We start from the raw sequence: 12,671 nt of genomic DNA, 5'->3' as shown, positions 1-12,671 counted from the left end.
GACGGTCATCTGCTCGAGGGTCTTGCGCCGCCAGAAGGGTTCGCCCGTCATCGCGCCGATGTAGGCCCGTCGCGCATTCAGCAAAAGTGGGAACCGGTTTTGCGCCCGGAATGCGCGCTCTTTCGAAGAAGGGCGCCTTCCGGGCGGCGAACCGGGTCCACTTCGCCTGAAGGCGCCCCTGACAGAAGCGCGAACTTGCGTCGCAGCCGGCAACCTCTATGTGGAGCGCCTCCATGAGAGCTCCGATCCTCGCCCTGAAGGAGGTCCGTCTGGCCGACGGGCCGGTCATGCTGTTCGACGGGGTCGACCTGGCCATCGACGCGCGGACGCGCGCCTGCCTGGTCGGGCGAAACGGCGCGGGCAAGTCGACCCTGCTGCGCATCCTCGCCGGCCAGATCGAGGCGGACGCCGGCGAGCGTACGATCACGCCTGGCACGACCATCGCCTACGTCCCGCAGGAGCCCGAAATCGCCGGCGCCACGGTGCTGGAGCACGCCACGTCCGGCGGCGCGCCGGCCCATCACGCCGAGGCGGCGCTGCAGGCGTTCGGCATAGACCCCGCCAAGGGCGCCCAGGGCCTGTCCGGCGGCGAGACGCGGCGAGTGGCCCTCGCCAAGGCCTTCGCCGAGGACCCCGACGTCATCCTGCTGGACGAGCCAACGAACCACCTCGACATCCTGGCCATCGAGGTGCTGGAGGCCGAGATCGCCGCTAGCCGGGCCGCGGCCCTGATCGTCAGCCACGACCGTGCGTTCCTGGAACGGGTGACCCAACGCTGCTTCTGGCTGGAGTACCGCCAGGTGCGCCGGCTGGACGAGGGCTTCGCGGCCTTCGACGCCTGGGTCGAGAAGATCGAGGCCCAGGAAGCTGAGGAGGCCAGGCGGCTGGACCGCGCCATTCAGCGTGAGCAGCATTGGCTGGCCCGCGGCGTCACCGCCCGCCGCGCGCGCAACGAAGGCCGTCGCCGCCGGCTGATCTCCATGCGCCAGGACATGGCCGACCGCATGAAGGAGATGCGCGGCTCGCTCAACATGGGCCTGGAGTCGTCCGGCGTGTCAGGCAAGCGCGTCGTCGAGGCCAAGGGCGTGACCAAGGCGTTCGGCGACCGGACCATCCTGAAGCCGTTCTCCACCCGGATTCTGCGGGGCGACCGCGTCGCCATCGTCGGGCCGAACGGCGCGGGCAAGACGACCCTGGTGAAGATCCTGCTGGGCGAACTGGAGCCGGACGCGGGCTCGGTGAAGCTCGGGACCAACCTCACCGTCACCTACATCGACCAGGCCCGGGCCGCGCTCTCGCCCGACATGACGCTGAAGGACGTGCTGACACCGCTCGGCGGCGACCAGGTGCTGGTTCGCGGCCACCCCAAGCACGTGAACGCCTACGCCAAGGACTTCCTGTTCAAGGACAGCCAGCTTCGCCAGCCGGTGAAGAGCCTGTCGGGCGGCGAGCGCAATCGCCTGCTGCTGGCCCGCGCCCTCGCCAACCCGGCCAACGTCATGGTTCTGGACGAGCCGACCAACGACCTCGACATGGACACGCTGGACCTGCTCGAGGACATGCTGGCCGACTACGACGGCACGCTGATCCTGGTCAGCCATGACCGCGACTTCATCGACCGGCTCGCCACCTCGACGATCGGCCTCGACGGTACGGGCCGGGCGGTGGAGACTCCCGGCGGCTGGCAGGACTTCATGAGCCAGAACCCCGGCTTCTTCGGCGCCCCGCCCAAGATCGAACCGCCGAAGGCCGCGCCGAAGCCGGCGGCCACGGCGCCGAAGGCCGCCTCCAAGCTCTCCTACAAGGACCAACGGCGGCTGCAGGAGCTTGAGACGCTGATCGCCGACATGCCCGGCAAGATGGCGACGCTGGAAGCGGCGCTGGCCGACCCGAGCCTCTATTCGCGTGACCCGGCGGGCTTCGATCGCTATAGCCGCGCCCTCGATGCGGCCCGCGCGCAGCTCGCGGCTGCCGAGGAGGAGTGGCTCGTGCTGGAGGAACGGCGCGAGGTCCTGGAATCGGGCCGCTAGGAACGTCGTTAACGGTTTCCTGTGGAGCCTTTCCGCGCCTTGGATTTCCTGGGGAATCCGGTTCGCAGACTGCAATTATCAACAGCTTCGGCACAGGTTCTCGACAGTCGTACAACGGCTCCGCTCGGTAGGCTGCTTGCGTCATAAAAGCTTCGGGCGCACCGTCCCTTTGCCGACAGGAACTGCGGCGCGGGCGACGGAGAAACCGGCGACGGCGGACCCCGAACCAAGCGAGCGGAGTGGCTGGTCCAAGGCAAGAAACCGGGGCGACCCGGGATCGAACCGGAAGGTCTTCCACCGGCAGTCAGGGATGAAGCGGGGCGACCCGGGACGGAACTGGCGCTCGGCCTGGTAGGCGCAGATCCCCCAACGGATCTGTATAGGAGGGCGACGCCCCGGGCGACCGGAGCGTCGCCCTCTTGCTATCTGGAGTTCGGCTCCCGAAGGGAGCCCGGGCGACCGGAGCGTCGCCCTCTTGCTATGAGGATTCCCCAACGGCCGCGTTGCGCGGGGAGCAAGGATAGCCCTACCTTCCCCGCGCTTCAGTCGAGGGGTCTCCATGAAAGCGTTGCGCACCCTGGTCATCGCGGCAGCCGCCTTGTTGGCCGCCTGTTCGCCGGGCAAGAAGGAAGACGCCAAGCCCTCGGCAGACGCGCCCGTCACCATCCGCTTCGCCACCGATTGGAAGGCCCAGGCCGAGCAAGGCGGCTTCTACCAGGCCCTGGCCTCGGGCGAGTACGCCAGGCGCGGCCTCAAGGTGGAGATCATCCAGGGCGGCCCGGGCGTGAACGTGCCGCAACTGCTGGCCTCTGGCGCCGTCGAGGCGGGCATGGGGTCGAACAGCTTCATCGTCATGAACTTGGCCCAGGAGAATGTGCCGGTGAAGGCGGTGGCCGCCTTCATGCAGAAGGACCCGCAGGTGCTGATGGCCCACCCCGACACCGGCGTGGACAAGATCGCGGACCTCAAGGGCCACCCGATCCTACTGTCGGACGCCTCGGTCACGGCGTTCTGGGTGTGGCTCAAGGCGAAGTACGGGTTCACCGACGATCAGGTGCGCAAGTACACGTTCAACGCCGCGCCGTTCCTGGCCGACAAGCGGGCCGCCCAGCAGGGCTACGTCACCAGCGAGCCCTACACGATCGAGAAGCAGGCGGGCCTCAAGACCAAGGTGTTCCTGCTCGCCGACGAGGGATACCCCGGCTACGCCACCATGGTGCTGGTCCCCGACAGCCTGATCGCCAAGAACCCAGCCGCCGTGAAGGCCTTCGTCGAAGCGTCCGCCAAGGGCTGGACCGACTACCTCACCGGCGATCCCAAGGCGGCCGACGAGCTGATCAAGAAGGACAATCCGGAGATGACCCAGGACGTCCTCGACCAGGCCCGGGAGAAGATGCGGCAGTACGGCATCGTCAGCGGCGACAAGGGTGAGCAGATCGGCGCCATGACCGACGAGCGCTGGAAGGCGTTCTTCGACGTCGCCTCGGCCCAGGGCGTCTATCCGAAGACCCTGGACTACAAGAAGGCCTACACCCTGCAGTTCGTCCCGAAGTGAGCCTGGCCGCGCTCAAGGACGTCGAGGTCGAGTACGGCGCGGGACGCGCGCTCGGGCCTGTCAGCCTCGAGATAGGGGCGGGGGAGACCGTGGCGCTGGTCGGTCCGTCGGGCTGCGGCAAGTCGACCGCGCTGCGGCTGCTGGCGGGCCTCGAAGCGCCGGAGCGCGGGTCGGTGACCCTGGCCACGGCCCGCGGCGAGACGGCCGTGGTCTTCCAAGCGCCGACCCTGGCGTCGTGGCTTTCCGCGCAAGCCAACGTGGCGTTGCCCCTGGAACTCGCGGGCGCGTCACAGAACGAAGCCAGCCGCAAGGCTTCCCAGGCGCTGGCCCGCGTCGGGCTCGCCGGCGCCGAAGCGAAGCGGCCCGTGCAGCTCTCCGGCGGGATGGCGATGCGCGTCTCGCTGGCCCGCGCACTAGTCACCGAACCCAAGCTCCTGTTGCTGGATGAACCCTTCGCGGCGCTCGACGAGATCACCAGACGCACCCTGGCCGACGACGTGCTGGCGCTGTGGGCGGCGTCGAGGCCCGCCATTGTCTTCGTGACGCACAACGTCGAGGAGGCCGTCTACATGGCGTCCCGCGTGATCGTGCTGACCAGAGGGCCGGGCCGCATCGCGGCCGACATCGCCGTGCCGGGCCCGATGCCCAGGCCGCCGCATTTCCGCACCGAGGCTTCGTTCCGCAGCGTGGCCGAGGCGGTGTCCGACGCCCTGGCCCAGGGCGTCGCCGCGTGAGCCGGCTCGCGCCCCTCGTCCTCCTGGCGCTGCTGCTGGCGGCGTGGGAGATCGCGTGCCGCGCGATGCAGGTGCCGGCGTACTTCCTTCCGGCGCCGTCGGCGGTGGCCATAGCGCTCGGGGAGCATTTTCCGACGCTTGTGAGGGCTGCGGGCCAGACGCTCTCCACCGCCGTCATCGCGCTCGTGATCGCCAGTCTGATCGCCCAGGCGCTGGCCGTGCTCACCGCACTCAGTCCCCTGCTCGACCGAGCCATCCGGCCGCTGGCGTCGGTGGTGCAGGTGACGCCCGTTGTCGCCATCGCGCCGCTGTTGCTGATCTGGGCCGGTCTGGACCATCCGGGGCGCGCCCTTGTGGCGCTCGCGGTGCTGGTGGCCTTCTTCCCGATCTTCTCGGGCGCCGTCTCGGGTCTACGCTCGGCCGACCCCGATCTGGAGCGGCTGTTCACGCTCTACGGGGCGGGGCGCTGGCAGCGGGTGACACGCCTGCGCCTGCCGGCCGCCGTGCCCTTCCTGCTGGAAGGTCACAAGGTAGGCGCCGGCCTCGCGCTGATCGGGGCGGTGGTGGCGGAATTCGGCGCCGGCTCCGGCAAGGTCCAGGGCTTGGCGTGGCAGATGCTCGACGCCGGCAACAAGCTGCAGACGGCGCGCATGATCGCCGCGCTCGTCGTCCTGGGCGCTATGGGCGTGGCGCTGCACGCGCTGCTGGAGGCCGTGGAACGCACCGGCCTGAGGTGGTGGCGCGGACGCTAGCTACTTCTCGGCCTGCTGCACCGGCTTGAGGTCGAAGCGGACCGGCACCCGCACCTTGGAGCCCACTGTCGGCATCCCCTCGGCGCTCATCAGGCCTACCTGGAACTTGGGCGCCAACGCGAGGATGGCCTGGCCGAAGCCCTGGCCCGCCGGCTCTTCGCGGTCGACCGCGCAGCCGCTGAGCGAGCCCCCCGCCTGGACATCGCAAACCAGGGTCACGCGGACATTGTTCGGCCCGCCTTCGGTCTTCGGGACTGCGCCCTGCATGTCGCCCACGCTCGGCAAGGCGGTCCATTGGGGCGTCTTGACCGTGCTGGCCGTCCCCTTCGCAAGCTCGGCGGAGAATGTGATGGGGACGCGGATTTCCTGGTTCTTGGAGACGCCGGCGGCCTTCAAGTGCGTCTGGGCCAACCGCCGGGCGGCGGCGCCGAAGCCGTAGCCGCGCGGGCTTTCGCCGAGGACGTCGCAAGCCGTCATTCCGCCATCGCGGGCAGCGGTGCACATGAGTTCCACGGCTCCGCCGGCCCCCTCGGCCTTGGCCTTCGCAGGATAGGCGGCGGACATCTGCGCGGACGTGGGCGCCTCGACCCAGACCTGTGCGGCGGCGGGCGCAGCGACGCCAAGCGCCGTCAGGACGAGAGCGGACACAAGCGTACGAGACATGGCGGGCTCCTCCTCGTCGCAAGCATGGGCGCAGAACGCAGGGGTTGAAAGTCGCTTGCGATGAGCGGTCACTTTCGCAGGCGTGTTACGGCTTGGTCGCTCCCGAGAGGAACGTAGGCGCCTCTCGCGTGGGGTGGGAGGGGTCAGCCTTGCGAGCGCTCGTGCAGGTCGTGCAGGCGGTCGATGGCCTCGTTCGCGACGACGCTCAGCGAGCGCATGCCGTGCTCGGCGAAGACGTCGAGGGCGGCGTCGAGGGCCATAAGGGCCGCCGCGCGCTCGCCGCGGTCCTTTCCGGTCATGCCAAGGCGGGCCTCGTACAGGCGGGCCAGGTGCAACTGGGCGAGCGCCCAGCCCACGGGATCGCGGCCCGGGGACAGGGCGGCGAGCTCCATCTTCATGGCGGCTTCGGCCGCGTCCAGCACGGCGGCGTCGCCAGTCAGCTCGGCGGCGCGGGCGAGGCAGACGGCGCGGGAGCCGGCGGCCACGCCGCGCAGCGGCAGGGTCGGCGTGTCCTTCAGCACCATGAGGGCGCGGTCGTAGCACGAGACCGCGTGTTCGAAGGCGCGCGGGTCGCTGGACGCCTCCCCCAGCGCCTGGAGGGACTGGGCGAGCGCGACCTGGGTGCGGGCCCAGTCGAGCGGGCTGTGGTCGCGGGTCAGGCTGTCGAGGGCCAGCGCCAGGGCGCCGGCGCCGGCGGCCAGGGCGTCGACGTCGCCGACCGCCTCGCCGCGCAGGGCCAGCGCCTGGCCGTGGGCGATCTTGGCGCGCACCCAGGTTAGCGGCTCGTAGGCCTGGTCCAGGCGCTCGCCGGCGGCGGACGCCTCGCGGGCGGCCATCTCCAGGAGCTCGCCGTCCTTCAGCCGAGCGCCCCAGCCGCAGAGCAGGTCGGCGCGGATCAGGCGGGCCTCGGCGGCCAGCGCACGGGCGGCGGTGACCCGCTTGGCGATGGCGTCGAGGGCGTTGATGGGCAGGTTGAAGCGGGCGACGAAGGCGCGCGCCTGGGCCGCGTCGGCGGTGTCCAGCAGGCGACGGCCTTCGATGGCCAGCAGGCCGACGTCCGCCAGGGGCGCCGCAAGGCCGCCCTTCACGTGGCCGCGGGCGTCCTGGAAGGCGAGCTCGGCGGCGGCGTTCAGGCCGGGGTCGCCGAAAATCTCGGCGCCCAGCAGGGCGCAGAAGGCCTGTTCGCAGCGGGCGCGGGCCCAGCCGTCGCGGCGATGGGCGGTGTCGAAGCCGGCGGCGGCGGTCTCTGCGCCGGCGGCGGCCTTGCGCAGAGCGACTGCGTCGGCCGTACGACGGGCGACTTCGCGCCAGACGATGGCGGCCTCGAGCCGGCGGCGCGGCTTGTCCTTGGCGCTGATGCGGCCGGCGGCGACGTCGGCAGCCTTGGCCTCCTGCGCCAGCAACTGCGAGTCCAGCAATTCGAGCAGCGACGAGTCGCCGCCGGTCAGACCGTCAGACGGCGCCTTCGCGCGATCGACGGCGAAGAAGCGCTTCAGTTCCCGACCCAACTCGAACATCGACCCGCTCCGCCCTATCGGCGTCCCAGGTTGGAACGCCTTTCAGAGGTACTGCCGAAACACAGCAAAGCCGGAGCCGCTGGCTTTAACAAGTCATTAACTTCCCCTGTATGGTTAACGGAACACTGCGGCCCCAGAGAAGACGCGGATCAAATCTGTGTATCGTCATGGAGGCTCAACTGGCGGCCTCCACGGCCTGCGCTGTTGCGCCGCACGCCGCGCGGCGGGCGCGGACGGCCAGGGCCAGATCGTCCAGCACCCCGACGGACGTCTCCCAGTCGATGCAGGCGTCGGTGATCGACTGGCCGTAGGTCAGCGGACGGCCGGCGACGAGGTCCTGGCGGCCGGCGACGAGGTGGCTCTCGACCATCACGCCCACGATGCGGCGCTCGCCCGCGGCCATCTGGCCGCAGAGGTCGGCCACGACCTTGGGCTGGTTGTCGTGGTTCTTGGCGCTGTTGGCGTGGCTGGCGTCGATCATCAGGCGCTCGGGCAGGCCGGCGCGGGCCAGTTCGGCCGAGGCGGCGGCGATGCTGGCGGCGTCGTAGTTGGGCCCCTTCCCGCCGCGCAGCACCACATGGGCGTCCTCGTTGCCCGCGGTGGCGGCGATGGCGGCGCGGCCGTCCTTGGTGACCGCAAGGAAGTGGTGCGGCGAGCCGGCGGCCAGGACCGCGTCGACGGCGATCTTCACGTCGCCGTTGGTGCCGTTCTTGAAGCCGACGGCGCAGGAGAGGCCGGAGGCCAGTTCGCGGTGGATCTGGCTCTCGGTGGTGCGCGCCCCGATGGCGCCCCAGGCGACGAGGTCGGCGATGTACTGGGGCGTCGTGACGTCCAGGAACTCGCAGGCGGCCGGCAGGCCCAGGGCGTTGATGTCCACCAACAGGCGGCGGGCCAGGCGCAGGCCCTCGTTGATGCGGAAGCTGCCGTCGAGGCCGGGGTCGTTGATCAGGCCCTTCCAGCCGACGGTCGTGCGCGGCTTCTCGAAGTAGACGCGCATCAGGATCTCGAGCTCGCCCTTGTGGCGCTCGCGCTGGGCGGCCAGGCGGCGGGCGTACTCCATGGCCGCGGCGGGGTCGTGGATCGAGCAGGGTCCGATCACCACGATCAGGCGGTCGTCCTCGCCGGTCAGGATGCGGTGGATGGCGGCGCGGCTGTCGCCCACGACCTCCTCGATCATGGAGGTGGTCGGCGCCTCGCCGATCACCTGGACGGGCGGACTGAGCGGATCGAGACGCTGGATGCGGGTGTCGGCGGTGGGCTTGGGCACGGTCGTTTCCTCGGATGGAGGGCGGCGGCCATGAAAAAAGCCGCCAGTCCCTGGCGGCTTGGAAGGGTGTTCGGTCTGTCTGCGATCAGGCCAAACGATCCTCCGCCGGCGCCAGGGGCGTCGGTTCGCCAAAATACCAAAAGTAGGTGTAGGCGACGGAGGTCATCGCCGTGACTGTACCGGCGAGGCCGGCCGGTGTCACGCCAAAAGGGTCCCCGGAGCCGCCCCCGGACATCGCGCCCCGACCGGCGCCGGGTATCCACGGCGGCGACGGCAGAGGGCCCGGGTCCGGCGGGAAGTCCCGCGGGGAGACGGCTCCGGGAAGGTTCGGAGCGATCTCGCGGGCCCTCGCCGCGGCCTGGGGGGCAAGCCGCTGCTATGGGACCGGGAGCACGGACCTCTGTCGGGTCGTCCGCGCCCCGGATCGTCGAACCGCAGCCATCAGAGCGCCTGGGTCGGGCGCCCGACATGGGCTGGAACCGATCTGACTCCGAGCAGGGGGCTAGCAATTGCTAATTCCGAGCTCGGAACTCTGCTTTGACCTATCCGAACAGCGCCGCCTGCTCCTCCGCGGTCAGGATGCGCCAGTCCCCGGGCGCCATGTCGTCCGGCAGGGCAAGGCCGCCGATGCGGTCGCGGTGCAAGGCGGTCACGTGGTTGCCCACGGCGGCGAACATGCGGCGCACCTGGTGGTAGCGCCCTTCGGTGATCGTCAGCCGCGCCTGCGTGGGCGACAGGACCTCCAGCACAGCCGGCGCCAGCGGGTCGGTCTCGCCTTCCAGCATGAGGGTCCCGGCGGCGAACACCTCCCCCTCCCCGCCCGTGAGCGGCCGGGCGAGGGTGGCGACGTACTGCTTGGCCACGTGGCTCTTCGGCGAGATCACCCGGTGCAGGAACGGGCCGTCGTCGGTGATCAGCAGCAGCCCCGAGGTCTCCTTGTCGAGCCGGCCGACGGTGGAGAGCGCCGGCATCCGTGCGCGCCAGCGCTGGGGCAGCAGTTCGTAGACGCTGCGCCCGGCCTCGCGGTGCGAGCAGACCACGCCCAGCGGCTTGTGCATCAGGAGCGTCAGCGGCGCTGGCGGGTCGACGGGCTTGCCGGCGATGGTCAGGCGTTGGGGCAAGTCGGCGACCACGGGCACCTTGGCGCCGGTGTCCTTGAGCGCCACGCCGTCCAGCACGACCTGGCCCTTGGCGACCAGGGCGCCGACCTCGCGCCGGGAGCCGTAGCCGAGGTTGGCCAACAGGCGGTCGAGCCGCGCCATCGGCGGCTTGGGAGCCTTGGCGTTCATCGCCGGGCCTCGATCACCTTGTAGCCGCCGCCGTCGTGGCGGACCTCGAAGGCCGTGAAGGCGCTGGCGAGGCTCGCCTCGTACGGCAGGTGGCGGTTGGCGACGAGCCAGCAGATCCCGCCCTTGCGCAGCAGGCGCGCGGCGATCTCGACGAAGGCCACGCCCAGGTTCCGGTCCTCGGTCCCCCCGTCGTGGAACGGCGGGTTCATGACCACGAAGTCGAGGTCGGCGAGGCCGTCCACCCGCCGCACATCACCCCAGATCACCGTGGCGCGCGGGTCGTCGAGGTTATGGCGGGCGCAGTCGACGGCGCGGCGGTCGACGTCGACGCAGGTCAGTTCGGTCACGGCGGGCGCGGCCAGGACGCGCTGGGCCAGCAGGCCGACGCCGCAGCCGAGGTCGGCGCCGCGTCCGGCGAGCGGCGGCAGGAGCTCGATCAGCTTGCCGCTACCGGCGTCCAGGCGGTCCCAGGAGAAGACGCCGGGCTGGGTCCAGACGCCCAGGGCCGGCGACAGGCGCGGCGCGCCGGCGGCGATGGCCTCGGCGAGGCCGGTGGGCGCCTCGGGTCGTGCGAGATGGCAGAAGCGGTGATGCTTGCGGGCGTCCTCGCCGACCCTGCAGCCGAAGCCTTCCAGGGTCTTCTTGAGGCGCGAGCCACCTTTGTCCTTGGGCGCGAAGGCCAGGAGCGGGGCGCCGGGCTTCAGGACGCGCAGGGCCTGGGCCAGGACGTAGTCGCGCTCGATGGCGCCGCCGGGGGCGAGGACGACGGCCCGGTCGACGCTGGCGTCGGCGAGCACGGCGAGGTCCTGCGAGCCGAGGATCAGCGGCGAGACCTGGACCGCGCCGGCGGGGACCTCGGCCAGCCCGGGCGCCGGGACGCCGTAGAGGATGGCGGTCATGCGCTTACCTCCCCCGCGCAGCGGCGGGCGGCGCCTCTCCCGCCGCTGAACGGGGGAGGTGAAGAGGACGCACGCGCGGCAAGGCTACGCCCGTTCCCTCGAACGTTCGAACCGGACCTTGGGGTAGCGGTCGGCGGCGTAGCCGACGTCCCAGGCGCTCTTGGCCAGATACACGGGCTGGTCGTCGATGTCGGTCCCCATGGCCGAGCGGTGCTTGCTCATGAAGTCCTCGAGGTCGGCCTTCTCGCCGAGGATCCAGCGGGCCTCGCCATAGGGGCTGGGCTCGAAGATCACGTCGAGCTGGTATTCCTCGCGCAGGCGGTCGGCCATGACCTCGAACTGGAGCTGGCCGACGGCGCCCACGATGAAGTCCGCGCCGATCGACGGGCGGAAGAGCTGGGTGACGCCCTCCTCGGCCAGGCTCTCCAGGGCCTTCTTCAGGTGCTTGGCCTTCAGCGGGTCCTTCACGCGGACGCGCTGGAGGATCTCGGGGGCGAAGTTGGGCAGGCCGGCGAAGCGCAGGGTCCCGCTCTCGGACAGGCTGTCGCCGACGCGCAGCACGCCGTGGTTCGGGATGCCGATCACGTCGCCGGCGTAGGCGTCCTCGGCCAGTTCGCGGTCCGAGGCGAAGAACATCATCGGCGCGTTCACGCTGAGCTGCTTGCCGGTGTTCTGCACCTTCAGCTTCATGCCGCGGCTGAAGCGGCCCGAGCACAGCTTCAGGAAGGCGATGCGGTCGCGGTGGTTGGGGTCCATGTTCGCCTGGACCTTGAAGACGAAGCCGGTGACCTCGCGGTCGCCGGGGGCGACGTGGGTCTCCTCCCCGCCCTTCCTCGCCGCCACGGACTTGGGCGCGGGGGCGTAGGCGCCCAGGCCTTCGAGGAGCTGGTCGACGCCGAAGTGGCGCAGGGCCGAGCCGAAGAACACCGGGGTCATGTGGCCTTCGAGGAAGGCTTGCGGATCGAAGGCCTTGAGGCCGCCCATGGCGAGCTCGGCGTTCTCGCTGAGCTCCTCCTGCTCGTCGGGCTCGAGGTAGCTGACGATGGCGTTGCCCTTGAAGGCGACGGCGGGCGGATGGCCCTCGTCCTCGTCGGCCGCGCCGCCGCCCTTCTTCTGGAAGGGCAGGAACTTGTCGCGGCGCAGGTCGAGCATGCCCTTGAAGCGGCCGCCCGAGCCGGCGGGCCAGTAGAGCGGCGACGGATCGAGCGCGAGCTTGGAGGCCACCTCGTCCAGCAGCTCGAACGGGTCCTGCGCCTCGCGGTCCATCTTGTTGATGAAGGTGATGATCGGGATGTCGCGCATCCGGCAGACCTCGAACAGCTTCAGGGTCTGCGGCTCGATGCCCTTGGCGGCGTCCAGCACCATGACGGCGGCGTCGGCGGCGGTGAGCGTGCGGTAGGTGTCTTCCGAGAAGTCCTCGTGGCCCGGGGTGTCCAGCAGGTTGAACATCAGGCCGTCGTGGTCGAACGTCATCACCGAGGCCGAGACGCTGATCCCGCGCTCGCGCTCGATCTTCATCCAGTCCGACCGGGTGCGGCGGTTCTCGCCGCGGGCGCGCACGGCGCCGGCGGCCCGGATGGCCCCACCGGCCAGCAGCAGGTTTTCCGTCAGGGTGGTCTTGCCGGCGTCGGGGTGGCTGATGATGGCGAAGGTGCGCCGGCGCGCGGCCTCGGCGGCGGGAGAGGTGCTCATGGGCGGGCGCCTATCATGCGGGGCGCGCCCGCGGAAGCGAGGACCGCGGCGGCTCTCCTCACAGCTCGTCATCCCCGACAGCCGGTAGCGGACACGCGGGTGCGGCCCGACGCGCGGCTTTGCGGCGGGTTCGGGCCTTGCGGGGCGTGGTGACGGTTGGAGGGTGGCGCCAGGGCGGCGGGCGCCCTGGAATGGATCCCCGGATCAAGCCCGGGGACGACGAGCGATTTGGTGAGGCGGCGTCAGCTCGTGTCGTCGTCGGGGTCTTCGCCG

10 protein-coding genes are annotated in these 12,671 nt (G+C 70.8%); 4 read left to right on the top strand and 6 right to left on the bottom strand.

Features of this window, described 5'->3' with window-relative positions; genetic code table 11:
• Positions 1–233: 233 nt before the first annotated feature.
• The 4 genes from Q0L11_RS02845 (at position 234) to Q0L11_RS02830 (ending at position 5,071) form a co-directional block, all read left to right on the top strand.
• Positions 234–2,030, top strand: coding sequence for an ABC-F family ATP-binding cassette domain-containing protein (locus Q0L11_RS02845; RefSeq protein WP_296595337.1), 1,797 nt, complete (start codon positions 234–236; stop codon positions 2,028–2,030).
• A gap of 559 nt (positions 2,031–2,589) precedes the next feature.
• Entirely contained in the window at positions 2,590–3,585 is a 996-nt protein-coding gene (locus Q0L11_RS02840; protein ID WP_296595336.1) for an ABC transporter substrate-binding protein, read from the top strand.
• Positions 3,582–4,319, top strand: coding sequence for an ABC transporter ATP-binding protein (locus tag Q0L11_RS02835; protein ID WP_296595335.1), 738 nt, complete (start codon positions 3,582–3,584; stop codon positions 4,317–4,319). The genes Q0L11_RS02840 and Q0L11_RS02835 overlap by 4 nt, the downstream gene beginning before the upstream one ends.
• Positions 4,316–5,071: an ABC transporter permease gene (locus Q0L11_RS02830; RefSeq protein WP_296595334.1), complete on the top strand. Its 756-nt coding sequence runs from the start codon at positions 4,316–4,318 to the stop codon at positions 5,069–5,071. Before Q0L11_RS02835 ends, Q0L11_RS02830 begins: the two co-directional genes overlap by 4 nt.
• Here the strand turns inward: Q0L11_RS02830 and Q0L11_RS02825 are convergent, their stop codons facing one another.
• The 6 genes from Q0L11_RS02825 to Q0L11_RS02800 all read right to left on the bottom strand — a co-directional run bounded on the left by Q0L11_RS02825 (position 5,072) and on the right by Q0L11_RS02800 (position 12,398).
• A complete protein-coding gene (locus Q0L11_RS02825) occupies positions 5,072–5,734 on the bottom strand; it encodes a TonB family protein (protein WP_296595333.1) in 663 nt (220 codons plus the stop codon).
• 143 nt (positions 5,735–5,877) lie between these two features.
• The gene (locus tag Q0L11_RS02820) at positions 5,878–7,251 is read right to left on the bottom strand and encodes a hypothetical protein (RefSeq protein ID WP_296595332.1); all 1,374 of its coding nucleotides are present in this window, start codon (positions 7,249–7,251) and stop codon (positions 5,878–5,880) included.
• Positions 7,252–7,426: 175 nt separating this feature from the next.
• Positions 7,427–8,518: a 3-deoxy-7-phosphoheptulonate synthase gene (locus Q0L11_RS02815; RefSeq protein WP_296595331.1), complete on the bottom strand. Its 1,092-nt coding sequence runs from the start codon at positions 8,516–8,518 to the stop codon at positions 7,427–7,429.
• 542 nt (positions 8,519–9,060) lie between these two features.
• Positions 9,061–9,780: a 16S rRNA pseudouridine(516) synthase gene (locus Q0L11_RS02810; protein ID WP_296595338.1), complete on the bottom strand. Its 720-nt coding sequence runs from the start codon at positions 9,778–9,780 to the stop codon at positions 9,061–9,063.
• Between the two features lie 23 nt (positions 9,781–9,803).
• On the bottom strand, positions 9,804–10,706 hold the full coding sequence (locus tag Q0L11_RS02805) for a class I SAM-dependent methyltransferase (protein ID WP_296595330.1): 903 nt from the start codon (positions 10,704–10,706) through the stop codon (positions 9,804–9,806).
• A gap of 84 nt (positions 10,707–10,790) precedes the next feature.
• Positions 10,791–12,398, bottom strand: coding sequence for a peptide chain release factor 3 (locus tag Q0L11_RS02800; RefSeq protein WP_296595329.1), 1,608 nt, complete (start codon positions 12,396–12,398; stop codon positions 10,791–10,793).
• Between the last annotated feature and the right edge of the window lie 273 nt (positions 12,399–12,671).

Origin of the sequence: Phenylobacterium sp. (genome assembly GCF_024508875.1) — a bacterium.
In the GTDB taxonomy this organism is placed as follows: Bacteria; Pseudomonadota; Alphaproteobacteria; order Caulobacterales; family Caulobacteraceae; genus Phenylobacterium.
This window is presented reverse-complemented; position numbering and strand designations above follow the sequence as displayed.

Bases quoted from the DNA above. Each gene is read 5' to 3' on its own strand.
- Q0L11_RS02825 (WP_296595333.1), bottom strand. From the start codon at position 5,734: ATGTCTCGTACGCTTGTGTCCGCTCTCGTCCTGACGGCGCTTGGCGTC.
- Q0L11_RS02810 (WP_296595338.1), bottom strand. From the start codon at position 9,780: ATGGCGCGGCTCGACCGCCTGTTGGCCAACCTCGGCTACGGCTCCCGG.
- Q0L11_RS02820 (WP_296595332.1), bottom strand. From the start codon at position 7,251: ATGTTCGAGTTGGGTCGGGAACTGAAGCGCTTCTTCGCCGTCGATCGC.
- Q0L11_RS02840 (WP_296595336.1), top strand. From the start codon at position 2,590: ATGAAAGCGTTGCGCACCCTGGTCATCGCGGCAGCCGCCTTGTTGGCC.
- Q0L11_RS02800 (WP_296595329.1), bottom strand. From the start codon at position 12,398: ATGAGCACCTCTCCCGCCGCCGAGGCCGCGCGCCGGCGCACCTTCGCC.
- Q0L11_RS02845 (WP_296595337.1), top strand. From the start codon at position 234: ATGAGAGCTCCGATCCTCGCCCTGAAGGAGGTCCGTCTGGCCGACGGG.
- Q0L11_RS02805 (WP_296595330.1), bottom strand. From the start codon at position 10,706: ATGACCGCCATCCTCTACGGCGTCCCGGCGCCCGGGCTGGCCGAGGTC.